Origin of the sequence: Lentzea flaviverrucosa (genome assembly GCF_003350445.1) — a bacterium.
GTDB lineage: Bacteria > Actinomycetota > Actinomycetes > Mycobacteriales > Pseudonocardiaceae > Lentzea > Lentzea californiensis.
Window position 1 is genome coordinate 402,527 of the sequence record NZ_QQAU01000001.1, and the last position, 25,873, is coordinate 428,399.

At 72.6% G+C, this 25,873-nt stretch carries 29 protein-coding genes; 19 read left to right on the forward strand and 10 right to left on the reverse strand.

The features are described 5' to 3' along the window. Positions 1-8 precede the first annotated feature (8 nt). From DFR72_RS02010 to DFR72_RS02030, 5 genes are read left to right on the forward strand one after another with little or no spacing between them, the layout of a single operon-like run. Positions 9-1,538, forward strand: coding sequence for an ABC transporter substrate-binding protein (locus tag DFR72_RS02010; RefSeq protein ID WP_090064306.1), 1,530 nt, complete (start codon positions 9-11; stop codon positions 1,536-1,538). After that, positions 1,535-2,479 carry an ABC transporter permease gene (locus DFR72_RS02015; protein WP_211335263.1) on the forward strand — a complete coding sequence of 315 codons (945 nt, stop codon included), beginning with the start codon at positions 1,535-1,537 and terminating at the stop codon, positions 2,477-2,479. The genes DFR72_RS02010 and DFR72_RS02015 overlap by 4 nt, the downstream gene beginning before the upstream one ends. Further along, a complete protein-coding gene (locus DFR72_RS02020) occupies positions 2,476-3,249 on the forward strand; it encodes an ABC transporter permease (RefSeq protein WP_090064304.1) in 774 nt (257 codons plus the stop codon). The genes DFR72_RS02015 and DFR72_RS02020 overlap by 4 nt, the downstream gene beginning before the upstream one ends. Continuing rightward, a complete protein-coding gene (locus DFR72_RS02025; RefSeq protein WP_090064303.1) occupies positions 3,246-4,664 on the forward strand; it encodes an ABC transporter ATP-binding protein in 1,419 nt (472 codons plus the stop codon). Before DFR72_RS02020 ends, DFR72_RS02025 begins: the two co-directional genes overlap by 4 nt. After that, positions 4,661-5,224 (forward strand): GNAT family N-acetyltransferase, encoded by a 564-nt coding sequence (locus tag DFR72_RS02030; RefSeq protein WP_245982425.1) that lies wholly within the window; start codon positions 4,661-4,663, stop codon positions 5,222-5,224. Before DFR72_RS02025 ends, DFR72_RS02030 begins: the two co-directional genes overlap by 4 nt. A gap of 65 nt (positions 5,225-5,289) precedes the next feature. Here DFR72_RS02030 and DFR72_RS02035 read toward each other — a convergent pair whose 3' ends face one another. From DFR72_RS02035 to DFR72_RS02050, 5 genes are all read right to left on the reverse strand, one after another. Beyond that, entirely contained in the window at positions 5,290-5,577 is a 288-nt protein-coding gene (locus DFR72_RS02035) for a DUF3040 domain-containing protein (RefSeq protein ID WP_090064302.1), read from the reverse strand. Positions 5,578-5,604: 27 nt separating this feature from the next. After that, positions 5,605-6,069 carry a GreA/GreB family elongation factor gene (locus DFR72_RS02040; protein WP_090064301.1) on the reverse strand — a complete coding sequence of 155 codons (465 nt, stop codon included), beginning with the start codon at positions 6,067-6,069 and terminating at the stop codon, positions 5,605-5,607. Between the two features lie 114 nt (positions 6,070-6,183). Beyond that, entirely contained in the window at positions 6,184-6,360 is a 177-nt protein-coding gene (locus tag DFR72_RS45295; RefSeq protein ID WP_170176062.1) for a hypothetical protein, read from the reverse strand. 7 nt (positions 6,361-6,367) lie between these two features. Next, on the reverse strand, positions 6,368-7,618 hold the full coding sequence (locus tag DFR72_RS02045) for an NAD(P)/FAD-dependent oxidoreductase (RefSeq protein ID WP_090064300.1): 1,251 nt from the start codon (positions 7,616-7,618) through the stop codon (positions 6,368-6,370). Between the two features lie 84 nt (positions 7,619-7,702). After that, positions 7,703-9,250 (reverse strand): PucR family transcriptional regulator, encoded by a 1,548-nt coding sequence (locus DFR72_RS02050; RefSeq protein WP_090064299.1) that lies wholly within the window; start codon positions 9,248-9,250, stop codon positions 7,703-7,705. 143 nt (positions 9,251-9,393) lie between these two features. On the opposite strand from DFR72_RS02050, the gene DFR72_RS02055 reads away from it, so the two are divergent. From DFR72_RS02055 to DFR72_RS02070, 3 genes are all read left to right on the forward strand, one after another. Beyond that, entirely contained in the window at positions 9,394-10,293 is a 900-nt protein-coding gene (locus DFR72_RS02055; RefSeq protein WP_090064298.1) for an SDR family oxidoreductase, read from the forward strand. Positions 10,294-10,323: 30 nt separating this feature from the next. Next, positions 10,324-10,575: a hypothetical protein gene (locus DFR72_RS02060; protein WP_090064297.1), complete on the forward strand. Its 252-nt coding sequence runs from the start codon at positions 10,324-10,326 to the stop codon at positions 10,573-10,575. A gap of 222 nt (positions 10,576-10,797) precedes the next feature. Next, positions 10,798-10,998: a hypothetical protein gene (locus tag DFR72_RS02070; protein ID WP_090064295.1), complete on the forward strand. Its 201-nt coding sequence runs from the start codon at positions 10,798-10,800 to the stop codon at positions 10,996-10,998. 4 nt (positions 10,999-11,002) lie between these two features. Here DFR72_RS02070 and DFR72_RS02075 read toward each other — a convergent pair whose 3' ends face one another. Continuing rightward, positions 11,003-11,833 (reverse strand): alpha/beta hydrolase, encoded by an 831-nt coding sequence (locus tag DFR72_RS02075; protein ID WP_211335264.1) that lies wholly within the window; start codon positions 11,831-11,833, stop codon positions 11,003-11,005. A gap of 89 nt (positions 11,834-11,922) precedes the next feature. On the opposite strand from DFR72_RS02075, the gene DFR72_RS02080 reads away from it, so the two are divergent. After that, on the forward strand, positions 11,923-12,366 hold the full coding sequence (locus tag DFR72_RS02080; RefSeq protein ID WP_090064293.1) for an SRPBCC family protein: 444 nt from the start codon (positions 11,923-11,925) through the stop codon (positions 12,364-12,366). Between the two features lie 10 nt (positions 12,367-12,376). Here DFR72_RS02080 and DFR72_RS02085 read toward each other — a convergent pair whose 3' ends face one another. Then, positions 12,377-13,696 carry a glycosyltransferase gene (locus tag DFR72_RS02085; RefSeq protein ID WP_090064292.1) on the reverse strand — a complete coding sequence of 440 codons (1,320 nt, stop codon included), beginning with the start codon at positions 13,694-13,696 and terminating at the stop codon, positions 12,377-12,379. 128 nt (positions 13,697-13,824) lie between these two features. Here DFR72_RS02085 and DFR72_RS02090 point away from each other — a divergent pair, with 128 nt between their 5' ends. Next, positions 13,825-15,522 carry a glycosyltransferase family 4 protein gene (locus DFR72_RS02090; protein ID WP_090064291.1) on the forward strand — a complete coding sequence of 566 codons (1,698 nt, stop codon included), beginning with the start codon at positions 13,825-13,827 and terminating at the stop codon, positions 15,520-15,522. On the opposite strand, the gene DFR72_RS02095 is transcribed toward DFR72_RS02090, so the two are convergent. Then, complete coding sequence (locus DFR72_RS02095; RefSeq protein ID WP_211335265.1) at positions 15,514-16,149, reverse strand: class F sortase; 636 nt, start codon at positions 16,147-16,149, stop codon at positions 15,514-15,516. The genes DFR72_RS02090 and DFR72_RS02095 overlap by 9 nt on opposite strands. Then, positions 16,146-16,958: a DUF4397 domain-containing protein gene (locus tag DFR72_RS02100; RefSeq protein WP_090064289.1), complete on the reverse strand. Its 813-nt coding sequence runs from the start codon at positions 16,956-16,958 to the stop codon at positions 16,146-16,148. The genes DFR72_RS02095 and DFR72_RS02100 overlap by 4 nt, the downstream gene beginning before the upstream one ends. Positions 16,959-17,148: 190 nt before the next feature. Here DFR72_RS02100 and DFR72_RS02105 point away from each other — a divergent pair, with 190 nt between their 5' ends. From DFR72_RS02105 to DFR72_RS02140, 8 genes are all read left to right on the forward strand, one after another. Next, positions 17,149-17,691: a hypothetical protein gene (locus DFR72_RS02105; protein ID WP_090064288.1), complete on the forward strand. Its 543-nt coding sequence runs from the start codon at positions 17,149-17,151 to the stop codon at positions 17,689-17,691. A gap of 107 nt (positions 17,692-17,798) precedes the next feature. Next, a complete protein-coding gene (locus DFR72_RS02110; RefSeq protein ID WP_245982549.1) occupies positions 17,799-18,374 on the forward strand; it encodes an RNA polymerase sigma factor in 576 nt (191 codons plus the stop codon). After that, a complete protein-coding gene (locus DFR72_RS02115) occupies positions 18,361-19,038 on the forward strand; it encodes an anti-sigma factor (RefSeq protein ID WP_090064287.1) in 678 nt (225 codons plus the stop codon). The genes DFR72_RS02110 and DFR72_RS02115 overlap by 14 nt, the downstream gene beginning before the upstream one ends. Before the next feature lie 80 nt (positions 19,039-19,118). Then, the gene (locus DFR72_RS02120; RefSeq protein ID WP_090064286.1) at positions 19,119-19,328 is read left to right on the forward strand and encodes a DUF2795 domain-containing protein; all 210 of its coding nucleotides are present in this window, start codon (positions 19,119-19,121) and stop codon (positions 19,326-19,328) included. A 2-nt stretch (positions 19,329-19,330) separates the two neighbouring features. Further along, positions 19,331-20,848, forward strand: a complete 1,518-nt coding sequence (locus DFR72_RS02125) for an FAD-dependent oxidoreductase (RefSeq protein WP_090064285.1) — start codon at positions 19,331-19,333, stop codon at positions 20,846-20,848. Beyond that, on the forward strand, positions 20,845-21,681 hold the full coding sequence (locus tag DFR72_RS02130) for a carotenoid biosynthesis protein (RefSeq protein WP_245982428.1): 837 nt from the start codon (positions 20,845-20,847) through the stop codon (positions 21,679-21,681). Before DFR72_RS02125 ends, DFR72_RS02130 begins: the two co-directional genes overlap by 4 nt. Then, on the forward strand, positions 21,678-22,796 hold the full coding sequence (locus DFR72_RS02135) for a glycosyltransferase family 2 protein (protein ID WP_245982429.1): 1,119 nt from the start codon (positions 21,678-21,680) through the stop codon (positions 22,794-22,796). The genes DFR72_RS02130 and DFR72_RS02135 overlap by 4 nt, the downstream gene beginning before the upstream one ends. A gap of 1 nt (position 22,797) precedes the next feature. Further along, positions 22,798-24,270 carry a phytoene desaturase family protein gene (locus DFR72_RS02140; RefSeq protein WP_090064284.1) on the forward strand — a complete coding sequence of 491 codons (1,473 nt, stop codon included), beginning with the start codon at positions 22,798-22,800 and terminating at the stop codon, positions 24,268-24,270. Here the strand turns inward: DFR72_RS02140 and DFR72_RS02145 are convergent. Then, a complete protein-coding gene (locus DFR72_RS02145; protein WP_245982430.1) occupies positions 24,232-24,954 on the reverse strand; it encodes a CDP-alcohol phosphatidyltransferase family protein in 723 nt (240 codons plus the stop codon). The genes DFR72_RS02140 and DFR72_RS02145 overlap by 39 nt on opposite strands. Positions 24,955-25,008: 54 nt before the next feature. Between DFR72_RS02145 and DFR72_RS02150 the strand changes: the two genes are divergently transcribed. Then, on the forward strand, positions 25,009-25,818 hold the full coding sequence (locus tag DFR72_RS02150; RefSeq protein WP_170176095.1) for a YhjD/YihY/BrkB family envelope integrity protein: 810 nt from the start codon (positions 25,009-25,011) through the stop codon (positions 25,816-25,818). The last annotated feature ends 55 nt before the right edge of the window (positions 25,819-25,873 follow it).

The following is a 25,873-nucleotide window of genomic DNA, read 5'->3' on the forward strand; positions in this document are numbered from 1 at the left end:
GAACCAGCATGTCCCTGAACCGCCGCGGTTTCCTCGGCCTCAGCTCCGGCCTCGCGGTCGTCACCCTCGCCGGGTGCGGCACCAGCGCCACGCCGGCCTCCTCCGCGCCGCGCGCGGGCGGGCGGCTCCGCGCCGCGTTCGCCGGTGGTGGCGCCAAGGAGGTGCTCGACCCGCACCTGGCCAACCTGTTCGTCGAGGCCGCGCGGTCCAAGGCGATGTTCGACAAGCTCGCGGACCTCGGCGGCGACGTGGCACCGCAGCCGCGCCTGGCGGAGAGGTGGGAGCCGAGCGCGGACCTGACGCGCTGGCGGATCACGGTGCGCAAGGCCGTGTTCCACGACGGCAGACCGGTGCGAGCCCAGGACGTGCTCGCGAGCTACGCGCGCATCCTCGACCCGAACCGCGCGTTCCGCGCCAAGTCGAGCCTCGCGCTGATCGACCTGCCCAACAGCCGTGCCGTCGACGACCGCACGGTGGAGTTCGCGCTGAAGCGGCCGTTCGTCGAGTTCCCCAACGCACTGGCGGCGTTCGGCGCGTACATCGTCCCGGAGGGCGCCGAGGACTTCACGAAGCCCGTCGGGTCGGGGGCGTTCGGCTTCGTGTCGTTCGAGCCGGGCAGGTCCGTGCTGCTCAAGCGCAACCCCGAGTACTGGGAGGGCGCGCCGCTGCTGGACGAGCTGGAGTTCGTGATCGCCAACGAGGAGTCGGCGCGCACCAACGCCCTGCTGGGCGGTCAGGTCGAGTACGCGCACGACCTCACCCCGACCACCGCGCGCAGCCACGCGTCCAGCGACCGGATGACCATCCACCGCGCGCCCAACAGCGCCGTGCAGGCGTTCGCCATGAAGCTGGACAGGGCGCCGTTCGACAACCGCGACCTGCGGGAGGCGCTGTTCCTGCTCGCCGACCGGCCGCAGCTGGTGGAGTCGGTGCTCGCGGGCAGCGGCCAGGTCGGCAACGACCTGTTCGGCAAGGGCTACCAGCACTACGCCGGTGATCTCCCCCAGCGCGAGCGCGACGTGGACAAGGCGAAGTTCCTGATCCGCAAGGCCGGTGCCGAGGGCCTGGTGGTCAAGCTCGACACGTCCACCGCCGCGGCCGGCATGGTCGAGGCCGCCACGGTGTTCGCCGACCAGGCCAAGGGGTCCGGGCTGACCGTCGAGGTCGTCCAGGGCAACAAGGACACCTACTGGGCCGACACGCTCAAGAACGGATCGCTCTCGAGCTTCCGCTCCGGCGCCATGCCCATCGAGACCCACATCGCGCAGCGCCTGCTCAGCGGGGCGGGCACCAACGTGACCAAGTGGGCGCGGCCGGAGTTCGACGCGCTGTACGAGAAGGCCGTGTCCACTTCGGACCAGACCGCGCGCAGCCAGGCCTACCAGGAGATGCAGCGCCTGCTGCACACCGACGGTGGCTACCTGATGTGGGGCTTCGCGGACTGGATCGTGGGCGCGAAGCCGAACGTCGGCGGCATCTCCACCGCGCCCGCCAACACGCTCGACTGGGCCCGCTTCGACAAGGTGTGGCTGGGGTGAGCCTCGCGTCCTACGCGGCCCGCCGGGCCGCACTCGGGCTGGTGCAGGTGCTCGCCGTGGTCACCCTCGTGTTCTTCCTGGTCGAGGCGCTGCCGGGAGACGCGGCGGTGGCCTTGGCCGGCGACAACCCGGACCCCGCGCGGATCGCCCAGATCCGCGCGGCGATGCGCCTCGACCTGCCCGCGACCGAGCGGTTCGCGCAGTGGCTGGCCGGGTTGCCCCGGCTGGACTTCGGCGAGTCCCTGGTCTCGGGCCGGCCGGTCGCGCAGTTCCTGTTCGCGGGGATCGGCCCGACCGTCGTGCTGGCGGTGCTGACGCTGGTGCTGTTGCTGCCGATCTCGGTGCTGGTCGGTGTGCTGGCCGCCTTGCGCGAGGGCAGCCTGCTGGACCGGGCGCTGACGTCGGTCAGCGTGGCGCTGCACTCGATTCCCGAGTTCGCGCTGGCCGTGGTGCTGATCGCGGTGTTCGGCGTGCAGCTGGCCTGGCTGCCGCCGACGGCGGTCGGCGCGGACGTGCTCGCCGAGCCCGCGGTGCTGGTGCTGCCGCTGGTGGTGCTGCTGGCGCGGCCGATCTGCTCGATCAGCCGCCTGGTGCGCGCGGGCATGGTGGACGCGCTGGCGTCGGACTACGTGCGCCACGCCCGCCGCCTCGGGATCGGCGAGACGCGGGTGCGGTTCGCCCACGCGCTGCCGAACGCCCTGGCGCCGGCCGTGCAACAGGTCGCGCGCACCACGGACTGGTTGCTGGGCGGCGTGATCGTCGTCGAGGCGGTGTTCGTGATCCCCGGTCTCGGGACCGTCCTGGTGGACTCGGTGGCCGCGCGCGACCTGCCGGTGGTGCAGGGCCTGGCCGTGGTCTTCGCCGTCACCACGGTGGCCGTGAACCTGCTGGCCGACCTGGTGGCGTTCCGGCTGGCGCCGCGCGCGGAGGTGGTCGCGTGAAGCGGGCGGGCATCGGCGGGGTGCTGATCGCGGTGCCGCTCGCGCTGGCACTGCTCGGGCCGTTGTTCGTGCCGGAGGACGCGGCCCGCAGCGCACCCTTCGTGCCGGTGGGTCTGCTGGGCACCGACTTCGTCGGCCGGGACACCTGGCACCAGGTGCTCGCGGGCGGCCAGACGGTCGTGCTGGTGGCGTTGCTCGCCACCGCCTTCTCCTACCTGGTCGGGGTTCCCTACGGCGTGGTGGCCGCCACCGCGCGGCTGCGGCTGGTCGACGAGCTGCTGATGAGGCCGCTCGACGTGCTGCTGGCGGTGCCGTCGCTGCTGGTGCTGATCCTGGTGGCCGCCATCACCGGTCAAGGGCTCGTGGTGCTCGTCGGCATCGTCACGCTCGTCAACTTCCCGGACGTCGCCCGGCTGTCCCGTGCGACGGCGCTGGAGATCGCCGGACGCCCGGCGCTGGAGGCGATGCGCATGCAGGGCGAGTCGTGGTGGCAGACCTCGATCGTCTACACCGGACGGTCGATGCTGCGCACGCTCGCGGCCGACCTCGGCGTCCGGCTCACCGCGGCGCTCTACCTGGTGGCATCGGCCAGTTTCCTCGGTGTCGGCGTGCCGCCCGGCGCGGCGGACTGGGCCGTGATGGTGGACCGCAACCGCGGCGGGTTGTTCCTGCAGCCGTGGGCCGTGGTGGTGCCCGCGCTGCTGATCATCTCCCTGTCCATCGGGTTGAACCTGGTGTTCGACCGCGCGTTGCGGAAGGTGCGGACATGACCCCGGTCGTGCACGTGGAGGACCTGCGTGCCGAGGCGGGCGGGCACGTGCTGCTCGGCGGCGTCAGCTTCGCCCTGTCCGCGGGCCGGGTCCTGGCCCTGGTCGGCGCCTCGGGCAGCGGCAAGACCACCACCGGTCTCGCCCTGCTCGGCGAGCACTCCCCCGGGGTGTCGGTCAGCGGGCACGTCGAGGTGCGCGGACGCGTCGGGTTCGTCCCCCAGCAGCCGGCCTCCGCGCTCAACCCGGTGCGCCGGTTGGGTTCCGTGTTCCGCGAGGTCGCCGCGCTGCACTCCGGTGAACCCGGCGAGCTCGTGGCCACGGCCCTGCGCCGGGCACGGGTGCCGGCCGGCCTGCTGCACCGCTACCCGCACCAGCTCTCCGGCGGCCAGCAGCAACGGGTCGTGCTCGCCCAGGCGCTGATCGGCGACCCCGCCGTGCTGGTGGCCGACGAACCCACCACGGGCCAGGACGCCCTGACCCGCGCCGAGGTCGTGGACGAGCTCGCCGCCGTCGTCGCGCAGGGCGTGGCGCTGGTGCTGCTGACCCACGACGTGGAGGTGGTGCGGGCGCTCGCGGACGAGATCGTGGTGCTGCGCGCGGGAAGCGTCGTCGAGGCCGGGCCCGCTGCCGAGCTGCTGACCGATCCGCGCGAGGACTACACCCGCGCGTTGCTCGACGCGGTGCCGCAGGTTCCGGTCGAGGTTCCCGAACGGGCGCCACGCCTGCGGGTCCGCGGCCTGACCGCCCGGTACCGCAACGCCACCGTCCTGCACGACGTGGACCTGGACGTCGGCGAACGCCTGGCGGTCGTCGGCCGCTCCGGCAGCGGCAAGACCACCCTCGGCCGGTGCCTCGCCGGTCTGCACCAGCAGGCCACCGGCGAGGTGCTGCTGCACGACCGGCCACTCGCGCGGTCGCTGCGCCGCCGGCCGCGGGCGGCGCTGGCCGCCGTGCAGTACGTGTTCCAGGACGCGCGGGGGTCGTTCGACGAGCACCGCCCGGTGCTGGACCAGGTCGCCCGGACGGCGGTGCGGCTGCGCGGCACGCGTCCGGCGCAGGCCCGTGCCGCGGCGCTCGCGGCACTGACCCGTGTCGGTCTGCGCGAGGAGACGGTCCTGCGCCTGCCGCGTGGCCTCTCCGGTGGCGAACTGCAGCGAGCGGCGCTGGTGCGCGCCCTGCTCGCCGAACCGGAGGTGCTCGTGTGCGACGAGATCACCTCGGGCCTGGACGCGGTGACCCGCGCCGGGCTGCTCGACCTGCTCGCGAGCGTGCCGTGCGCGCTCGTGCTGATCAGCCACGACCTCGACGTCGTGGCCCGGCTGGCCGACCGGGTAGCCGTGCTCCACGAAGGACGCGTCGTCGCGCACGGTCCGGTCGCGACCACTTTGGACGGCGCGAAGGAGAGGATGAAGTGAACGAGCACCACCAGGCAGGTTCTTATGAGGTGCGGTTGGCGACCCACGCCGACCTCCCGGGAGCCCGCAGCGTCATGCTGGACACCTTCTACCGCGAGTTCGGCCACGGCTACCGCCCCCAGTGGCACGGCGACGTGATCGACCTGGCCGCCACCTACCTCGACACCCCCAGGCACGCGCTGTTCGTCGCGGTCGACGGGGACGACGTGGTGGGCACCACCGCCGTGCGGGCCCAGGGACCGGCCAGCCCTCCCCACCCGGCGTGGATCGCCGAGCGCTACTCCGGCGACACCACGGCGCAGCTGTTCCGGGTGTACGTGCGGGCGGAGCACCGGCGCCGGGGCCTGGCGCGGGCGCTGGTGGACACGGCGGTCCGGTTCATCGCGGACACCCCCGGTTACGACCAGATCTACCTGCACACCGACACCCGCGTCGCCGGTGCGGAGGCGTTCTGGCGTTCGGTCGCGGTCGAGGTGTGCGACGCCCGCGACGGCGACCCGAGCCGCAACCAGACCGTGCACTTCGAGATCCCCGTCCCGGTCCTCGCCCACGTGGAGTGACGGCCGGTCGTGGGTGGGAACCGGCTTGCGGGCGCGGTTTCCACCCACGGCCGCGGGTGGAGGACTCAGTCGGTCGCCCGGCTCCGGTGGATCCCGGGCGTCGTCCGGCGTTGGCGGGCACCCCAGGTCCACCCCGCCACCAGCGCGCACGCGATCGCACCGGTCATGTGCCCGAGCACCAACGCGACCACGGCCAGCAGCGCGGCGACGACCATGAGCACCGTGCGGACGTGGTGGTGGCGTGCACGCGACGGCCACGGGGCGCCGGCCAGGGTCTCGGCGAGTTTCGGGTCCTCGCCGGAGAGGCTGCGTTCGATCTCGGACAGCTTCTCGCGTTCGCGGTCACTGAGCACGGCGCACCTCCTGGCTCCGCAGGGGCGTCACCGCGCACTTCCCTGGCGCGCCCTCCCGTAGGGCACCGCGTTCAGCACCGTGACGCGGACCGTGGCACCGCTGGGCGTCCGGTAGGTGCGCTGCTCGCCTTGGCGGGTACCGTTCACGGCCGCTCCCAGCGGGGAGTCCGGCGAATAGACCTCGACCGCGCCGTGTTCGGCACCGCGCGCGCCGAGCAGGAACGTCTCGGTCTCACCGGTGTCGTCGAAGCGGACGGTGAGCACCATGCCGGGTTCGGCGACGCCGTCGTCCGGAGGGTCCTCGCCCACGATCGCGTTGGTGAGGAGGTCGTTGATCTGGCGGATGCGCGTCTCCCGGTCCCGCTGGGAGACGAAGCCCGCGTCGCCGCCCTCGTCGTTGCCGCGGGCTGGTGCGAGCAGGGACGTCAGTTCGTTGCGCAGCCGGTGGTGTGCCTGCGGTGACAGCCACACGCGCGGGGCGGTGCTCGTCATGATGCCTCCAGGGCAGGAGTGAGTGCCGTCAGGGCGGAGTTGCCGCCCTGACGGCGGGGGCGTCCGTCTGAGCCGGGTTCTGTCGGCCTGCGACTCGCACGGACAGGAGAAAGGTCAGTGGTGGTGCCGGCCGTCGCGGCGCAGCACGGCTTCGAAGTCGTGGGCGTAGCCGGTGGCCACGCTCATGAGGATGTCGCGCTGGACGCGGAGGAAGTCGTTCTCCTTGCGCAGCCACGCCAGTTCGGCTCGCTCGCCGTCGGTCAGGGGTGGTACGGTGTCCTCGGTGTCCACGGGGCGGTCACCTGAGCGGGTCGAACTCGCGCAGGGCGGCGGGTTGCTTGCCGGTGGTGACCTGCTCGGCCAGCAACCGCCCGGTGACGGGCCCCTGTGCCAGGCCCCACATGCCGTGCCCGCCGGCGACGAACACACCGGGGATCCGGGTCGCGCCGATGACCGCGCGGCCGTCCGGCGTGACCGGACGGGAACCCACCCAGACGTCGGTGCGGTCCTCCCACCGCACTCCGTCCAGCAACGGCCGGACGGAGGCGATGATCGCGTCCACCCGTGCCTCGTCCAGCGGCGCGTCCGGGTCGCGGAACTCCATGGTGCCGGCGACGCGAAGCCCACCCTGGTAGGGCGTGCACGCCACGCGCGCCTCCGGCAGGTAGATCGGACCGTGGACCGGCTTCCGCACGGGCACGGTGAACGAGTACCCGCGCCCGGCACGCACCGAGGTGCGGACACCGGCTCGTGCCGCGAGGCCCGGCAGCCAGGCGCCGGTGGCGACCACGGCCGCGTCGGCGGAGATCGCGTCGCCGTCCTCCAGCCGCACGACCACCCCGGCGTTGTCCGCGCGGACGTCGACCACCTCGGAAGTGCGGATCGCAGCACCACGGGCGGCCACCGCGCGGCCCAGCGCCTGGACGAACTCGCCAGGGGCGACGAAGCGCTGCCCGTCGATGCGCACACCAGCCGCGAGCGCCGACGACGCCAGCGGAACCTGGTCCCGCAGGTCCGTTGTGGACAGTTCCGCGTGTTCGACCGGTTGTCCCGCCACAGCAAGACGTTCCAGCTCTCGCAGGAGCGTCCGCGCCTGCCGGGCGGACGTGAAGGCGGCGGTGAACGGGGCGTCGACGGTGGGAGCTTCTACGCCGTTGGCGGTCAGCACGTCGTAGGCCTCGATGCTCTCCTCGTTGAGGGGGAGGTTCGCCTTCGCCACCCTGCTCCACGACGACCACCGGCAGTGGGCGGCGAAGCGGGTCAGGAACGACCAGAGCTTCGGGTCGGCGGTCAGCGGGACGTGCAGTGGCGCGGCCGGGTCGAACAGGGAGCGCAGCCCGTAGCGCAGCACCGCCGGTTCGTTCAGCGGGATGGCGAGCCCCGGCGCGATCCACCCGGCGTTGCCCCAGGACGCGCCGGCCGCGACACCGGTCCGGTCGACCACCGTGACCTCGACGCCGCGCTCCTGGAGGAACCACGCCGCCGACAGGCCCACGACACCCGCACCGACCACCACCGCTGAACGCGGACCGCCGTCAAGGCGTTCCATCCCTGCCTCCTGTCATCGCTCGTTGCGACTCCAGGATGCTTCGGACACCGTCCGAACCGGTTGTTCATTCCCTACAATCGGCGGTCAGCGATTGTCGGTTTCCGACACCATCGCCGCGAGGTCGATCGTCATCGCGACGCGTTTGGCGGGGTCGTCCAGGCCGAGGGCGGTCACGCCGGACATCTTCCGCAGCCGGTTGCGCACGGTGTTGCCGTGCACGCCGAGGCGTTCGCCGGCGGCGGCCAGATCGCCCTGCGCCTCGAGCCAGGCCCGCAGCGTCGCGACGTAGTCGGTGCCGTGTTCGCCGTCGTACTTGCGCAGGTCGGCGACCGGCCCGCGGGCGGACGCCCGGCCGACCCGTGCCGCGGTGCGCAGGCGTTGCAGCAGGATCTCGTCCCACGACTCGTCGTAGGCGGGCGGCGCCGTGTCCGCGGCCCGCATCTCGTGCAACGCCAGGCACTCGTCCGCCTCCTGCCGGGCCGCGGGCAGGTCCGCGGGCTCGGCGACCGCGCTGATCCCCGCCGACGTGGTGACGTTCTCCGGCAGCGCCGCCCTCAGCGCCACCAGCCAGTCCCGCGCCGCGCCGACCTGCTCGCCCGGCAGGACGGTGTAGATGCTGTTGCCCGCCAGCGCACTGCGCCCGGGCCGCGACCAGCCGAACCCGGTGGTCGCCTGTTCGAACGCCAGCAGCACGGCCGCGTGCCGCTCATCTCCGACGTGCGCGCGCACCGCGACCACCCTGGCAGGTCCCGGTGGCAACCCGAGCTGGCTGATCACCGTCGCGGCGTCCGCCGTGCCCTCCAGCAGCCGGATCACCCACTCCGACTCCACCTGGCGCTCCAGGTCGGCGCTGGCCCGCAGCCGCAGCAGGTGCAGCGCCACGATCCGGGCGCCGTCGGTCAACGCGGTGCGCCGGGCACCCGCCAGAGGCGCCGGGCACGCCACCCAGACCGCCCCCAGCAGCTCCCGGCCGACCCGGATCGCGACCACCATCCGCCCGGTCAGGCCGCGCGCGGGTTCCCCGGCGACGAAGAGCGGCTCGTCGGACGCCAGCAGGTGCGCCCGCACGCCCGCCGCGTCGAACAGCTCCCGCACCCACGCGGGCACCTGCCGTCCCATGATCGTTTCGAGCCTCGCCGCGTCGGCCTCCTCCTGCGGGCCCGAGTAGGCCAGCACGCGCGACAGCGGGTCCTCGATGGTCACGGCACCACCGGTCGCGGCGGCGAGGCTGTCTGCCAGCGCGAACAGGTCCGTGGGACCGCGCCCCGACTCGGTCTCCCGCCCTTCGAGCACCAGGCCGTAGACCACCCCTGCCAGCTGGCTCCACGACAGGGCCGGGTCCGCCAGCACCACCGCGACGCCCTCGGCCTCCCCCACCGCGACCGCGTCCGCCAGCAGCTCCTCACCACCGCGGACGAGCACGACGACAGCACGCGCCACCACCGCCGCACGCACCGCCTCGACCACCGACCCGGCGCCCACGGCGAGGTACACGTCGCCCACTTCGGCCCGGTCGTCCGCGGCGTCGCGCAGCACCACACCGCGCAGCTCGGCCGACCGCGGCACCGGGCAGCAGCACAACCGGACGCCGTACCCGCCCAGCACGTTGACCAGACGGTCCAGCCTCACCATCAGCAAGCTCCCTGTCCCGGCGCTGCCGCCACCGTAGAGGCCGGGGCGGCGGGGAGCACCTCCGGACGGGGGTCCCCGGGTTGAACGCCGCGTCCACGGGAACACCCCGGTTCCACGTTCCATCGTCGGCGAGGTGGCTGTACATGCCGGAAGACCAGTACGCGCAGCAGGACCCGAGGGAGCAGTACCCGCGTCCCGGACGGCAGGAAGGGCGCGAGCAGGAGCATCCCGGCACGGGCAGCCGCATGGACCCGGAGCCGGACCACGGCGAGCTGACCTACCGGGGCAGCGGGCGCCTGGCCGACCGCAAGGCCGTGATCACCGGTGGAGACTCCGGCATCGGCCGCGCCGTGGCGCTCGCGTTCGCCCGCGAGGGGGCGGACGTGCTGCTGTCCTACCTCGAGGAGGAGCAGGCCGACGCCGAACGCACCGCGGAGCTCGTCGAGAAGGCCGGCCGGCAGGCGGTCCTGGTCCCCGGCGACCTGCGCACCGAGGAGGCCTGCCGGCACGTCGCCGAACGCGCGCAGCAGGAGTTCGGGCGGATCGACGTCCTGGTCAACAACGCGGCCTACCAGATGGCGCAGGACGACGGCCTGCTCGGCATCACGACCGACCAGTTCGACCGCGTGCTCAAGACCAACGTGTACGCGATGTTCTGGCTGTGCAAGGCCGCAGTGCCGCTGATGCGCCCCGGCGCCACCATCATCAACACCTCGTCGATCCAGGCGTTCCAGCCCTCCCCCGAACTGCTGGACTACGCCGCCACCAAGGCCGCCATCGTCAACTTCACCAAGGCGCTGTCGGCCGACCTCATCGGCAAGGGCATCAGGGTCAACTCGGTCGCGCCCGGTCCCGTGTGGACCCCGCTGATCCCCGCGACCATGCCCGCCGAGAAGGTCGGCGAGTTCGGCGCGCAGACACCGATGGGGCGCGCGGCACAGCCGGCCGAACTCGCACCGGCGTACGTCTTCTTCGCGTCGCAGGAGTCGAGCTACGTCACCGGCGAGGTGCTCGGTGTGACCGGCGGCCAGCCGCTGACCTGACGACCCCGCATCCGACACCGAGGAGGTGCGATGACCATCAACGACGACGACCTGCGGCGGTTGCTCGACTCGGACCTGCCCGACGCCACGCTCGTGCTCGTCGAGGGCAGGGCCGAGGTGGTGGCGGCGCGGGACCTCGACACCGATGAGTTCCGCGGAGCGCTGCAGGTGACGACGCGCGAGGACCTCCGCTCCCGCTTCGCCGGTCCTGATGTCACCGGACCCGAGCTCAGGTGGATCGCCGCGACGCTCGGCTCCACTGTGGACAACCTCGGCGGCTGACGTGGGCTCGTCCCAGCGCGGCATGCCCTCCGTGGCGGCGTCGAGCACGTGGCGCGACGAGGACGGCGTCCGGCAACCCGCCGGCGACGTCCACACCTGGTGGCCCGGCGCCGATCATGGCGTTGTGCCACCGGTGCGCCGCGGCGGCACGTGCACGGCGCTCCGCCGCCGACCGCGACCGGCGGACGGCCCGCCGCGCACGTCGAGGGGCATGATGGGGACATGACTGAACCGGACTACACCGAGGACGGCGTGCCGACGTTCGACTTCGTCCGAGACAAGATCGAGGGCCGGCACCTCACCACCGAGGCCGCCGCCGAGCTGGTCGGTGATCCGCAGAACACCCAGGACCAGTTCGACCGGCGCGAGGACGCGGGCCGCGATCGCCTGGAGGAGATCCGCAGGTCGTTGCGCGGCGAATGACGCGCTAAGCCAACTCGGCGAGCGCGGCCGTGGTGAGGGCGACGATCTTCTCCTGGGCCTCGGTCCGGGAGACGGTCGGCACACCGTCGCCCGGCTGGTCGCCGTAGTCGCCGAAGAACGCGTGCACGGCCCCCGGCACCTGTTCGAACCGCGTGCCCGCCGGCAGGAGCGTCCGCGAGCCGGCGATGTCCTGCGGTGTCGTGAACCCGTCCTTCTCGCCGTGGATCGACCACGCGTCGAGCCCGCCGCGGCCTGACAGGTCGTCGACCGGGTAGGACGCCCACAGCACCAGGCCCCGCACCGAGGTGTCCGAGGCCACGTCCCGTGCCGCCGCGACGCCTCCCAGGGAGTGGCCGCCGACCGCCCAGACCGGCACGTCCGGGTGTTCGGCGCGCAGTGCCGCGGTGTCGCCGCTCAGCAGTGCGATGTTCAGCGGTTCCCTCACCACCACCACGAGGAAGCCCTGTGCGGCGACGCGGCGCAGCAGCGGGAGGTACGCGCGGTGGTCCACCCTGGCACCGGGGTGGAACACCAGTCCGGCGCGCGGCGGGCCGTCCGGGCGGAGCACCGTCGCGCTGTCGCCGGGCTGGGTGGCACCGAACGGCTGGAGGTACAGCAGCGGCGCGAGCAGGACGACCGTGGACACCACCACCAGCCAAGACGGGGTTCGCCGCCACAGAGCGAGCGCGACGGTCCCACCGGCGACCGCGCCCAGCAGCACCAGGTGGGCGGGATGTCCCGCGGTCAACGGCCCCCACCCGGCGACCAGGAGCACCAGCGGCACGCCGGCGCCGGCCGCGGCCGCCACGCGCTTCGGCCACGCATTGTTCAGCACGCTGAGCATTATGCGGACGCCCGGTGCCCCGGCCAAACCGCCGTGCCGCCCGTCATGCAGGGTCCGGTCGCCGGTGCTTGGCTGGGGAGGTGCCCCAGAGAAGCGTCTCCGCCACCCGGATCGTGCACGCGCCCGCCGCGCGCATCTTCGACCTGCTGGCCGACCCGTCGAAGCACCCGCTGATCGACGGGTCCGGCTCCGTCCGCGCGCCGCGGCCGGGTGCGCCGGAGAGGCTGGCGCCCGGTTCCGCGTTCGGCATGGACATGAAGATCGGCCTGGCGTACCGGATCGAGAACACGGTGGTCGAGTTCGAGGAGGACCGGCTGATCGCCTGGCGCCACTTCAACGGACACCGCTGGCGCTGGCAGCTCACGCCGCTCGCCGACGGCACCACGGAGGTCACGGAGACGTTCGACTGGTCGACCGCCCGCGTTCCGCTGTTCTTCGACCTCTCCCCCGTCCCGAAGCGCAACCTGGCGTCGATGGAACGGTCCCTGGAACGGCTGCACGCGCTCTTCGGTTCGAACGCCTGAGGCGGGAACCTCATGAAGGCCTCGGAGCGGGGACGCGCTCGAGCACGTCCAGCAGCCGCGCGGCGCCCCGGTCAGGACCGGAGGCTCGCACGGCGTCACGCAGCGCCGCGAACGGATGTGACTGCTCCAACAGGGAACTCAACGCCTTCGTCACGTCCTCAGGCGCGGCGGCGTTGGGATCGAGACACACGCCCGCGCCCGCCCGTTCGGCGTCGTGGGCGATGCAGAACTGGTCGCTGGAGAACGGCAGCACCACCGCGGGAACCCCCGCCTGGAGGCATTCCGTGAAGGAGTTGTTGCCACCGTGGTGAACCATCGCGGCGACGTGCGGCAGCAACGCGCGCTGTGGAACGACGGAGTCCAGCACCACACGCGGATCAGCGGCCAGGTCAGCGAGTTCGGCCACCCGGCCGCCCGCGGCGACCACCACGGTCACGTCGGGAACGCGCAAGGCTCCGCGCACGACCGTGCGCAGAACGTCGTGTCGTGCCGACAGGAACGTGCCGAGCGCGACGAGGACCACCCGCCGGCCGCGCACGCGGTCGAGCCACGTGTCGTCGAGCGGTTCGGGAGCCGTGCAGTGGCCGAGGAAGATCTGCTCCTGCTGTGCCGGCAACGGTGGCAGCCACGGCAGTTCCGGGTAGTTCACGACGGCGGCGTGGGAGGAGGTCATGGCGAACGCGCGAGGCGGCATCGGTCGCCGCGGAGCGAAGTCGCGCAGGAACTTCGTGAACGCGGCGGTGAGAGCGTGATCCGTGAGCCGCACCTCCGCGGTCAGTTCCGCGAGTTCCTCCGGTGACGGGCGCACCGCGGACGGCCACGCCTGCGGCAGTCCGAAGAACTGGTCGTCCCGTGTCACCAGGTAGGTCGGGTGCCCGGTGACGTAGGACACGAACGGCAGATCGAGTGCGTGCAAGGCAAGTGTTGTGGCGTAGTCGATCTGGTCCACGACGTACCAGTCCGGCCGCAGACGGTCCTGCAGCGCACGAAGAGTGCGCGACACCTGACCCGGCGCGGCCAGCGGATCCGCCCTGCGCCGCCGCGTCTGCGTCAGCAGCGCCGACGCCGCACCTCCTTTCGTGGCCTCGAGGAAGTCGGTGAGGTCACGGGCCGAGCGCGCGTCCTGCTCGGTCCCCTCCGCGATGCCGCTGTTCGAGTCGCGCGTGCTTCTCAGTTCCGCGAAAGGAACTCCGGGTGCGAGATCGGCGAACTCCGCACCGCAGGCGAACGTCACCTCCCGCGCTCCCGCCGTGTTCAGGGCGGTGGCGAACACCGACATGGGCTGGGCGTGCGAGCGGAAGGGCGGACTGACGACGACGAATCCCGGCACCGGGCTCCTCCTTGTTGCTGTGGCTGAAAAGTCGTTCGATCCGAGCAGGCCGTTCGGTTCGAACACCAGAGGTGCGGACACATCACGAGGTACAGCGAGCACTGGAATCCCGGCAGGCCGAGCCCGCGGTGGCGAGCCCTCACGCGCTGGTCACGGCCCTCCTCCACGACCCTCGTCCCATCACCTTCTCCCTGACCTGCGAACGAATTCCCGCGACCGTGCGCACGCACGGCCGTGAGGCGACGACCGCCGAGCTCCGCCGGGCGATCCTGTCCACACAGGACCGCGCCGTCACCGCGTGGTTGCTCGACGCGGCCACGCTGCACCGGCTGACGCCGCTGAACCCCGGCGAGGCATGCGCGATCGCCACGGGACCGGTGCTGTGGCGCTACCTGGACGCACTCGGCGAACCGGTCGACGCCGATCCCCGCTCCCCCTATGAAAAGCTGATGCTCGACGTTCTGCATGACGACATCGCCCTGCCGGTGGCCGCGCCCGCCGGCGGGCCGACGGTCGCCCAGTCGATGCTCATCGGCGGAACGGCCCAGCCGGGAGAGGGCGCGAGCGGTGGGTTGACCGTGTTCCTCGCCTCCCTGGCGGGCGCGCTGGTGCGGCGCCAGGACATCGGCCGTGTGGTCACGGTGGTGCTCGCACCGGAGCCGACCACCGTGACCGTGCGGAAGGACCCCGAGCTCGACCACTGGACTGTGCACGTGCCCGTCGACTCCCCGGTCGCGCCGGCCCAGCCGGACATGGCGCGTCATCGGGCGGGGATCACCTGGTGGCTCACGAGACTCCTGCGGCAGTGCGGTCTGTCACCGGACGTCGTGCACGTCCGCTACTCCGACGACGGGTCCCTCGCGGTGGCCGACGCCGCCCGGCTGCTCGGCGCGAAGCTGGTGTTCACCGTCACCCCGGACCCGCACCGGCACCTGGCCGAACGGCACCTGGAGGACACCGCGGACCTCGCGGCCATGAGGTTCGACCTGCACCGCGTGCGCGCCGCCGACCACCTGGTCGAACGCGCGGACCAGGTGATCACCATCGGCGGGAAGCAGGACGAGGTGCTGGCGCACTTCCCGCGCCTCGACCCGGCGGCGTTGTGCGCGCTGGAAGAAGGAATCGCACCGTCTCCGGCCCCCACCGGGCGGCCGCTGGTGCGGGAGTTGTTCACGCCGGCGGTCCTCCCCCGGCTCGACGCCTCCGCCGAAGGCCTGCCCGTCCTGCTCAACGTGGGGCGGCTGCACCCCATGAAGCAGCAACCGCTGCTGGTGCGCGCCTGGCTGGAGGCGGGCCTGCACCGCTCGACCGCGCTGGTGATCATCGGTGGCTCCTCCACCGCCCGGACACCGGACGAGCAGGCGGTGCTCGACGAAGTGCTGGAACTGTCCCGTTCGGTGCCCTCGGCACGCGGACGGCTCGCGGTCCTGTCCGCCTGGTCGAACCACGACATCAGGCGGCTGCAACACGAACTGGCGGCCACGCCGCCGTCCTCCGGCGCACCGCACGTCTACGCCTGCGCCAGTGCCAAGGAGGAGTTCGGCATCGCGGTGCTGGAGGCGATGGAGGCCGGGCTGCTCGCGGTCGGTCCGCAACGCGGTGGTCTGCGTTGCTACATCGACCAGGGGCGCAACGGTTTCCTGATCGACACCTCGGCCGCACGGTCGCTGGGCGAGGGCCTGGCCGAGGCCGTCGGCCTCGGCCAGGCGACCGCGCGGATCGCGGCGGCCGGGCAGAGGACCGTGCGCGAGAGGTTCCAGATCGACGCCGTCGCGGACCCGTTCGCAGCGCTCTACCGCCGGCTCTCGGCCACACCGTCATCCTGAGGGGACCGCGGTGACGATGATGTTGTCCACATAGGAACGTGCCGTGCCGTCGAACTGCCCACCGCAGGTGAAGAGCGTGAGGCGGGCCGACCCCTCGGCGGAGAAGTACGGCGTCAGGTCCAGGCCCTTCTTCGGCACCTGCTCCTTGGCCACCACCCGGAACGCCCTCGTGGTGCCGTCCTGTCCCACGAGGGAGATCTGATCTCCCGAGGTCAGGTCGCCGAGCCGGTGGAAGGCACCCGGCCCGGACCTGGCGTCGTCCACGTGTCCCCCGACCACCACGGATCCCGCGGGTTCACCGAGCCCGGCACCGAAGCGGTACCAGCCGACCTCGTCGACGCTGGGAGGAACGGAGAACTCGCCGTTGCTGTCCACGCCGGTCGGCACGACGCGGGCGGTGAGGCCGATCGCCGGGATGGCCAGCCGGACCGGCGGCACCGCCACGCGGGCGGGCGCCAGTCCCTGCTGCACCGGAACGGACGGGACCGCGGTGACCGGCGGGGCCGGGCTCGTGGTCGCGAGCCCCTGGACGACGTCCTCGCCGAAGGTTCCGGAGTCGGAACGCGCGCACGAGGGGATGAGCGCGACGGCGACCGCCACGACCACGAGCCCGGCCCAGCGCCTCACCGCGATCCGTGCCTCACCACGCGGCGGGTGACGAAGGCGACCCCACCCAGCGCCACACCCGCGAGGAGCAGCGAGGAGATCGAACCCAAGCCGTCGGAGACCGGGCCACGGCCGGCGGGCATGCCGGTCGGTGCGCCCGCGAGACCGGAGATGGTCTGCGCGGCGAGTCCGAGCGTCTTGCCCTCGGCGGACCCGACGGCGTACACGATGGTCGAGGTGCCGGCCTTGAGGTCGACGTCCTTCGGCCCGATCGCGACGGTGCTGGTGCCCGCCAGCACGACGTCGGCGTTGACGGTGCCGGCCGGGAGGTCGGCCTTCACCTCGTTCGGGTTGGTCAGCGCGGAGAAGACGGGCTTGCCGCCCGCTCGCACGTCCACCGCGGGTGCGGCGGCGAGGTGGCGGACCACCAGGCGTGCCTTGCCCGCCGCGATCATCGCGGTGTCGTTGACGAACGCGGTGAGGACCGGTTTGCCGGCCGCGTCGAGGTGCGCGGCGACGGAGAGGTTCTTCCCCGCCGGGACGGCGAGCGACTTGTTCTGCAGGAGGGCACTGGTGACGGCCTCACCCGGTTTGGTGAGCGCCACGTCGTAGTTGCCCGCGGCGAGTTCCAACGGCCCCGCGACGGTCGAGGGCTGGAAGTTCTCCACCGTCTTCTTGCCGTTGACGTACACGTCGACGGGCTGCCCGGGGATTCCGTGCACCACCGAGACCTGCGAAGGCTGCTGGGCGAAAGCGGGAGAGGCGATGCCCGCCGTGGACGCCACCACCACGGCGGCGACGGAGGCGATGCGGATCAGCCGACTGCTCACGGTTGTTCCCTTCGTCGAGAACGGATGTCACACCCGTTACGACCGCGGGGAAGGCGGTGGATGCACCTGCCCGGCACTTTCTCGTTCTCCTGGCACCGCCGAGAAAATCTCGCGGCAGGTGCATCCGCGGAGGCAGCGCCGGTCGTACCCCTCATGAACTGTTCCGCACGACGAACGAGGAGTGCTTTCGATGCGCAACCGCATGATCGCCGCCGCAGTCGCCTTCGGCATCGCCCTCGCCGGTGGTGCGGCGGTGGCGGCCCCCGCCACCGCCGCACCCGCCTCCGCGGCGACCTCGAACAGCAAGGCGTGGGGCAACTTCTTCAAGGGGCGCACCGACCTGACGCTCGACCCCGCCGCCGCGGCGGCGCTGACCTCGCTGGGCGTCAAGGTGAAACCCGTCTTCGCGGGCAAGACCGGATCGGCGATCAGCTTCGCCATCGTCGGCGACCCGACCGACGGCACGATCGAGCACGTCGGCGGGCTCGTGCTGCAGGCGGGGCACACCCGCCTGTACCTGACCAACTACACGATCGACCTCAACCGCGGGGTGCTGTCCGGGCTGGTGAACTTCCGGCAGCGCGCCGACCTGTTCACCATCGGCGCCGCCACACCGCAGGGCGTCACGCTCGCGCTGACGCCCGGCGCCGCGTCGGTGCTGAACAGCACGTTCGGCGTCACGGCGTTCACCGCGGGACTCGTCATCGGCTACGGCAACCCGGTTCTGCGCTGAGATCCGTCCGGGCCCGCCCGCGGCGACGCGGGCGGGCCTGCCCCGGCCGTTGAGCGAACCCCGTCCGCTGCCCCTAGATTCGGTCAGGTGGTGCGATCTTGCCCGCGGTGGTCACCGTGATGACCGGCGCCAGCGACACCGTCGACGAGACGACCAAGTCGTTCGCCGCCGGCGACGAAGGCGCGCTGCGCGCGGTCTACGAGCGCTACGCCCCCGCCGTGCTGCGGGTGGCGGCGGCGAGCCTGCCGTCGCGCGCGGACGCCGAGGACGTGGTGCAGACGACGTTCGTGACGGCGTGGCGCAGCAGGGAGAGCTTCGACCCCGCCAAGGGCAGCCTGCTCGTCTGGCTGCTCACCATCGCCCGCCGCCGTGCGATCGACCTGCTGCGCTCGCACACCCGCGACGAACACGTCGTCAAGGTGCTGCACAGCACCGGCGGCGGTTCACCGTCCGGCGAACCCGTGCGGCCCGAACGGATCGTCGACCGGATGGTGGTGCTGGAGGCACTCGGCGAGCTGCCACCCCAGCAGCGGCAGGTGCTGCTGCTGGCCTTCTACGATGATCTCACCCACGAGCAGATCGCCGCGGCCACGGGCCTGCCCCTGGGCACGGTGAAGAGCCATCTGCGCCGCGGGATGACCAGGCTCAGGCAGCGTTGGGAGGTGGACGGTGGCGCACGCTGACCCCGACCTGCTCACGTTGCTGGCCCTGGGCGAGCCGGTGCCCGACGAGTCCGTCGAGGACCACCTGCGCACCTGCGCGACGTGCCGCTCCGAACTGGCGGCGCTGCGCGAGGTCGCCGGCATCGGCCGCGAGACCCGCGTCGAGCGCGACCTGCCCATGCCGTCCGAGGACGTCTGGAGCCGCATCGCCGCCGAGACCGGGCAGGACACCTCGTCCGTCGTCCCGCTCCGGCCCCGCCGCTGGCGTGCGTTCCTCGCCGTCGCCGCCGCGGCGGCCGTCATCGGCGCGGCGGGCGCGATCGCGGTCGACCGGGTCACGACCGCTCCGGTGGCCGCGGAGCAGGTGCTGGCCCGGGTGGACCTGGCCCGGCTCGCGGCGGCACCCGGCTCCGCTCGCGGCAGCGCACGGGTCGTGCGCACCGACGGCCGCACGGTGCTACGCGTCTCCGTCGACGGCATGCCCGCACCGGACGGGCTGTACCAGGTGTGGCTGTTCGACGGCGCCGCCACGATGATCCCGCTGGGCGTGCTCACGAACGGACAGGCCGACATGCCGGTACCGGACACCGTCGACCTGAACACCTACCGCGTGGTCGACGTGTCCGCGCAACGGTGGGGTCAGCAGGAGCACGGGACCAGCATGCTCCAGGGACAGCTGAGCTGAGCGGGCCGATCGCCGACGGGCGTTAGCCGCAGGGAAGCGCGGGTAACCGGAGGCGTCAGAAGCCGAGTTGAAGGAGAACGATGAGCGACACGACCACGGTCGACCGGCTGCGCAACGTACTGGCCGACGTGACCTACCCGGCGGACAAGGGGCAGCTGGTCGACCACGCGTCGCGCAACAACGCCGACGAGGACACCGTGCACGCGTTGCACGCCGTTCCGGATCGCCTGTACGAGTCGCTCGACGACGTGCTCGGCGTGATCGCCGTCGACCAGGACCGCGAAGCCTGACCATGAAGGATCGCAAGGCGGTGCGCATTCCCGCACCCGCGGGACGTCCGGGGTTCGGCGACCACGTGCCGGTCGTGGCCGTGGTGGGCGGCGGCATCGCGGGGCTCGCGGCGTCCACGCTGCTCGCGGAGCGCGGCGCGCGGGTCGTGCTGTACGAACGCGAGTCCTATCTGGGCGGACGGGTCGGCGGGTGGCGCACACGCCTGGCGGACGGCAGCGAGGTCACGATGACCCGCGGGTTCCACGCGTTCTTCCGGCAGTACTACAACCTGCGCGCGTTGCTCAGGCGGGTCGACCCGGACGGCCGCGCGCTGACCCCGATGGCCGACTACCCGCTGTGGCACGCGCGGGGCGACCGCGACTCCTTCGCCGGCATGCCGACGACGGCACCGTGGAACGTGCTGGCGTTCCTGCGGCGCAGCCCGACGTTCCGCTGGCGCGACCTGCCGGACATGAACCCCGAGGCGGCCCTGAAGCTGCTGGACGTGTCCGTGCCGGGGGTCTACGAGGAGCTCGACGGCATCGACGCAGCCGAGTACCTGGAACGCGTGCGGTTCCCTGAGGCCGCGCACGCACTCGCGTTCGAGGTGTTCTCCCGCAGCTTCTTCGCGCATCCGCGGGACATGTCGGCCGCCGAGCTCGCGGTGATGTTCCACATCTACTTCCTCGGTTCGAACGAGGGCCTGCTCTTCGACGTCGCCGCAGACCCGTTCCCGCACGGCCTGTGGGACCCGCTCGGCCAGCGCCTCACCGACCTGGGCGCCGACGTGCGCACGGGCGTGGACGTGGAGTCGGTGCAACGGGGTGGGGCAAGGCGTTTCACCGTCACCACCGGCGACGGCGTGGTCGACGCCGACGCCGTGGTGCTCGCCGCCGACGTGAAAGGACTGCACGGGATCGTGCGGTCCTCACCGGACCTGGGCGATGCGGACTGGCGTGCCCGGGTGGCCGCGTTGCGGACCGCACCACCGTTCCTGGTGTCGCGGTACTGGCTGGACCGGCCGGTCGACCGGCCCGGCTTCATCGGCACCAGCGGATACGACCTGCTCGACAACGTGAGCGTGCTCGACCACTACGAACACGAGGCGAGGGCCTGGGCGGCGCGCACCGGCGGTTCGGTGGTGGAGCTGCACGGCTACGCCATGCCGTCCGATGTGGACGAACGGGAGGCCCGGCTGCGGCTCTGGGAGCAGCTGACCGAGGTCTACCCCGAGACCAAGGGCGCCACCGTGGTCGACGAGCGGCACGAGTGGCGGTCCGACTGCCCGCTGTTCCCCGCTGGCGGCTACGAGCACAGGCCGCGCGTCAGCACGCCGGACGACTTCCTCGTGCTGGCGGGAGATCTCGTGCGCATCGACCTGCCGGTGGCGTTGATGGAACGCGCCGCCACGACCGGTTTCGCCGCCGCCAACCAGCTGCTCGGCCGCTGGGGTGTGACCGGGACCGACCTCTGGACGGTTCCGGTCGAAGGCCGTGTCCCGCTCCTGCGCGCGGCCGCGCGCCGGCGGAGGTCTGCGTGAACGTCGGCGTGGAACGTGGTGCTGCGAGCGTCGCGGTGCGGAAGTCCGCCGGTGCTTTGCGCGCTGTGGCGTGGATCTGCGGTGCGCTCGTCGTGCTGGCGCAGATCGTCTACTCGATGACCGAGCCGGAGGCCAGGCTCTTCACGACGGTGGCGTCGGTGATCGCGTTCGCGGTGGCGTCGGTGTGCGACGCCCTGGCCCGCTTCGGGCCGCGCGCGGCGGGCCTGCTGGTCGCGATCGCCGGAGGCGGCGGCCTGGTGGCCGAGACCATCGGTGTGCACACGGGCTTTCCGTTCGGGGACTACCGCTACACGGGCTCGCTCGGCCTGGACGTCGTCGGTGTGCCGGTGGTGGTGGCGTTGGCGTGGGTGATGATGTGCTGGCCCGCGTTGCTCGTCGGCCGGGCGCTCGCGGCCCGGTTGCGGGTGGACCGCCCGGCCTGGCTGGTCGTCATGATCGGCGCGTGGGCTCTGGCGTCGTGGGACGTCTTCCTGGATCCGCAGATGGTCGACGCCGGGCACTGGGTGTGGGCCGATCCCAGCCCGGCACTGCCCGGTGTGGACGGTGTCCCCCTGACGAACTACGCGGGCTGGCTGCTGGTCGCGGTGCTGATGATCACCGCCCTGCACTGGAGCGTGGGCGCTCCGCGCGTCGCCAGGGAGCTCGACCTGCGGGCGGGACCGGCTCCGGTGCTGTACCTGTGGACCTACGGTTCGTCGGTGTGGGCGCACGCCGCGTTCTTCGGCCGGCCCACGGTGTCCCTGGTCGCTGGTCTGCTCATGGGAGTGGTGGCGGTGCCGTTCGCGTGGACGTTGTGGCGGGCACATCGGTGAGGGGACTTCTTGGCGCGGCGGTGCGTTCTGCCGCCGTCGGCTCTGTTGTGGCCGCAGCGCACGCTCTGGTGAACGCGCGGCTGATGCGGGTGCCGGACGCTGATCCGCCGCAGTGCCGGGAGAAGGTGTCGGTGCTGGTGCCGGCCCGGGACGAGGCGCACCGGATCGCACCGACCATCAGGTCGCTGCGGGCCCAGCGCGGTGTGCCCGAGCTGGAGATCATCGTGCTCGACGACGGCTCGGCCGACGGCACCGCCGACGAGGTGCGCCGGGTGGCGAGCGACGACCCACGATTGCGTGTGGTCACCGGCGGTGCGCCACCGGCCGGGTTGCCCGGCAAGCCCCACGCCTGCGCGCAGCTGGCCGAGCTGGCAGAGGGTCACGTGCTGGTGTTCGTCGACGCGGACGTGGTTCTCGCGCCCCATGCGATCGCCGCGGCTGTCGCGTTGTTGCGCGAGAACGACCTCGACGTGGTGTCGCCGTTCCCGCGCCAGCTCGCCGACGGGGCCGGGGCGCGTCTGGTCCAGCCGCTGCTGCAGTGGTCCTGGCTGGTGTTCCTGCCGTTGCGACTGGCCGAACGCTCCCCCAGGCCGTCGTTGTCCGCGGCGAACGGGCAGTTCCTCGTCGTGGACACCGCGGCCTACCACCGCAGCGGGGGCTTCGCGGGGATCGCCACGGCGGTGCTCGACGACATCGCGCTGATGCGGGCCGTCAAGCGCAGTGGCGGCCGCGGCGTGGTCGTCGACGGAAGCACGGTGGCGGCCTGCCGGATGTACGACGACTGGGCGGAGGTCCGGGACGGGTACGAGAAGTCGCTGTGGTCGGCCACCGGTAGCCCGGTGGCCGCCGCGGCGCTGTCGGTCGTGCTCGCGTGGCTGTACGTCCTGCCGCCGATGGCCGCGCTCACGGGATCGCGCGCCGGTGCCGTCGGGTATGCGGCGGGTGTGCTCACCAGGGTCGTGACGGCGCGGCACACCGGTGGACGGGTGTGGCCCGACGCGCTCGCCCACCCCGTGTCGGTGGGTGTCCTGCTGACCTTGATCACACGGTCGTGGCGAGCCCGGCGGGCGGGGCGGCTGCACTGGAAGGGCCGATCGTTGCGGGAGAGCAGCTGACATGGCACGGGTAGCGGTGATCGGCGCGGGCATGGGCGGACTGGCCGCGGCCGCGCGGCTGGCGAGGTCCGGGCACGCGGTGACCGTGTACGAGCAGGCCTCCGGCCACGGCGGCAAGCTCGGCACGTTGCAGCGCGACGGGTTCACCTTCGACACCGGACCGTCGCTGCTGACGCTCCCCCACGTCTACCGCGACCTCTTCGCGTCCACCGGCGCACCGCTCGACGACCTGGTCGAGATCGTGCCGGTGGAGCCGACCTGCCGCTACCGATTCCCCGACGGCTCCGAGCTCGACATGCCCCACGCCGAGGAGCACGTGGACGCCACGTTGACCGACGCGTTCGGTCCCGAGGCGGCACGGCAGTGGCGGGCGGTGCTCACCGACGCGGAACGGTTGTGGGACCTGGTCGGCGAACCGGTGCTGCAGAACCCGCTGAACGGCGTGCGCGATCTGCTGCGCCGGTCGGCGAGCGTCCGCGACCTGATGGCGATCGCGCCGTGGCGCACGCTGCGCGGCGTGGGCGACCGGCGGCTGACTGATCCGCGGCTGCGCATGCTCCTCGACCGCTACGCCACCTACAGCGGCTCCGACCCACGCCGCACGCCCGCGTTGATGACGGTGATCCCGTTCATCGAGCAGCGGTTCGGCGGCTGGTACGTGCGTGGTGGGCTGCGCGGGCTCGGAGACGCCGTGTACGGCCGCTGCGTCGACCTCGGCGTGAACTTCCGCTTCGGCGAGACCGTCACCGCCATCGACTCCGGCAGCGGCGGGGTCACCGGCGTGCGCCTGAGGGACGGGGAACGGCGGTCCGCCGACGTCGTGGTGTCCGATGTGGACGCCGAACACCTCTACGGCGACCTGCTCGCCGACCGGCGCTCCCACCGTCCACACCGGATGCTGCGCAAGACCCAGCCGTCGCTGTCGGGCTTCGTGCTGTTGCTCGCGCTGCGGGGGAAATCCCAGGATCCCGTCCACCACCGCGTGCTGTTCCCCTCCGACTACGACGCCGAGTTCGACTCCCTCTTCGGCCGCCACCCGCGACCCGTACCGGATCCGGCGGTCTACGTGTGCGCACCGGACGACCCAGCCGTCGCACCCGACGGGGACGAGGCGTGGTTCGTGCTGGTCAACGCGCCGCGCCACGGCGACGTCGACTGGACCGCGCCGGGTCTCGCCGACTCCTACGCGGACAGGGTTCTGCGGGTGATGGCCGATCGCGGGCTGGACGTGCGGCACCGGGTGCGCTGGCGCGTGATCCGCACACCGGCCGACTGGGCGCGGGACACGGGAGCCGTCGGCGGGTCGATCTACGGATCCTCGTCCAACGGACCGCGGGCGGCACTGCTCCGGCCCGCCAACCGCGCTCCCGTCCCCGGTCTGTTCCTCGTCGGCGGCTCGGCCCATCCCGGCGGCGGGCTGCCGCTGGTGGCGATGTCAGCGCGGATCGTCGCCCGCATGATCGGTCCGGCCTGACGCGAACGGCCCCGTCCACGGCCGGCCAGCGAGCTCGCGGCGGATGCCGGCCGCGAGCTGACCGAACCCGGCGACGGCGCACGCCGCCCACACCAGGGCCGACACGACGGCCCAGCCCCACCCGGTACCCGGGGTGCCACCCGGCGCCAGTCCCGTTCCCGCACAGGCGATCGCGACCACGATCACCCTGATCGGGCGTTCCGCCACCGTGATCGCGCCCGCCGAGGTCATGCCGACGGCCTGGGCCTTGGCCCGCGAGTACTCGTGCAGCAGCACCGCCACCCCGATGGCGGTGCACAGCCAGGCCTCGGCCCCGAGCACCAGCAGGACGAGCAGCAGCAACAGATCGGCCAGCCGGTCGGCGACCGCGTCCACCACGGCTCCCAGCGGCCGCGCCCGGCCCGTGCGCAGGGCGACCGCACCGTCCAGTCCGTCGAGGACTCCGGTCGCCACCACCAGCAGCAGCGCCAGCAGGGCCCACCGCCCACCCGCGGCGGCGACGGCGACCGCGCCTCCCGCGACCACCACACCGGCCAGGGACAACACGTCGGGGTGAACGCGGTCCAGCGGACGGGCCAGCGCGTGCACGAGACGCAGCCAGCCGACGACGAGCCTGTTCGCGGACACGTCCTCGCCGTGCAGCCGGGACCAGCCGTCGACTGGGTTCACCTGGTCACCGGTCACGCCACCACGGTAAGCCGATGGATGACTTCACGCAGGTTTGGGTACGTCCTGATCATGCACGTACTCCGCGCCGTCGCAGCGGCCACGTCGAGCGCGCTGCGCGGCCGGGACCTCCTGCTGTGGGCGGCCGGGCTGACGTTCTTCTCCGCGCTCGGCCTGGTGCCGCTGCTGCTGATCGCGCTGCGCGGGGTGGCGTTGCTCTTCGGCCCGGAACTCGTGGTCGACGGCGCCCGAACGGTCGGCGGGTCGCTGCCGCAGGCGCACAACGCCACCGGCGCACTCGTCCAGCTGGCGGAGACCGCGACGAACGCCTCGTGGCTGTTGCTCGCCGCCTCGCTGTTCCCCGCGTCGCTCTACGGCGAAGGACTCCGCCGCAGCCTCGTCCAGGCGGCCGGGGAACGGCCGACGAAGTGGACCGGCTGGGCCGGGCGGATCGCGTTCCTCCCCGTGCTCCTCCTGGCGCCCCTGCTGGTCGCGCTGCCGCTGGCGTTCGCCTCGGTGGTCGGCCCGCTCTACGAGGCCGGGGGCTGGTCCCGGGTGCTGGGAGTCGTGCTGTCGTTCCACCTCGACATGGTCCCGATCTGCGTGACCGTCGGCCTGGTGTTCGCGTTCGTCGGACCGGTCGCGCTGCCGGTCAGGACGGTCCTCGCGGCCGGGGTCGGCGTGGGAGCGGTGCTCACGGGCTTCCTGCACGGGTTCGCGGTGTTCCTCGCGATCCCCGTGGACTGGGCGATTCCCTACGGTGGCCTGGCGGTCCCCGGCGCGGTGGCGGCGCTCGGGCTGTGGCTGTTCCTGGTGCACGCCCTGCTGTTGTTCGGCTACCGGGCCACGCTCAGCACGCATGACGTGCTTCGTCAGAGGTAGCGCGCATGGATCTTCCTCACGTGCGCGACGGTGTCGCGGCGCACACTCCTCGCCG

What these genes read in the sequence shown, in the direction of transcription:
- DFR72_RS02050 (WP_090064299.1), bottom strand. Translation starts at nt 9,250, where the DNA reads ATGGTGAGGCTGGACCGTCTGGTCAACGTGCTGGGCGGGTACGGCGTC.
- DFR72_RS02105 (WP_090064288.1), top strand. Translation starts at nt 17,149, where the DNA reads ATGCGCAACCGCATGATCGCCGCCGCAGTCGCCTTCGGCATCGCCCTC.
- DFR72_RS02125 (WP_090064285.1), top strand. Translation starts at nt 19,331, where the DNA reads ATGAAGGATCGCAAGGCGGTGCGCATTCCCGCACCCGCGGGACGTCCG.
- DFR72_RS02060 (WP_090064297.1), top strand. Translation starts at nt 10,324, where the DNA reads ATGACCATCAACGACGACGACCTGCGGCGGTTGCTCGACTCGGACCTG.
- DFR72_RS02055 (WP_090064298.1), top strand. Translation starts at nt 9,394, where the DNA reads ATGCCGGAAGACCAGTACGCGCAGCAGGACCCGAGGGAGCAGTACCCG.
- DFR72_RS02150 (WP_170176095.1), top strand. Translation starts at nt 25,009, where the DNA reads ATGCACGTACTCCGCGCCGTCGCAGCGGCCACGTCGAGCGCGCTGCGC.
- DFR72_RS02040 (WP_090064301.1), bottom strand. Translation starts at nt 6,069, where the DNA reads ATGACGAGCACCGCCCCGCGCGTGTGGCTGTCACCGCAGGCACACCAC.
- DFR72_RS02010 (WP_090064306.1), top strand. Translation starts at nt 9, where the DNA reads ATGTCCCTGAACCGCCGCGGTTTCCTCGGCCTCAGCTCCGGCCTCGCG.
- DFR72_RS02140 (WP_090064284.1), top strand. Translation starts at nt 22,798, where the DNA reads ATGGCACGGGTAGCGGTGATCGGCGCGGGCATGGGCGGACTGGCCGCG.
- DFR72_RS02025 (WP_090064303.1), top strand. Translation starts at nt 3,246, where the DNA reads ATGACCCCGGTCGTGCACGTGGAGGACCTGCGTGCCGAGGCGGGCGGG.
- DFR72_RS02120 (WP_090064286.1), top strand. Translation starts at nt 19,119, where the DNA reads ATGAGCGACACGACCACGGTCGACCGGCTGCGCAACGTACTGGCCGAC.
- DFR72_RS02045 (WP_090064300.1), bottom strand. Translation starts at nt 7,618, where the DNA reads ATGGAACGCCTTGACGGCGGTCCGCGTTCAGCGGTGGTGGTCGGTGCG.
- DFR72_RS02070 (WP_090064295.1), top strand. Translation starts at nt 10,798, where the DNA reads ATGACTGAACCGGACTACACCGAGGACGGCGTGCCGACGTTCGACTTC.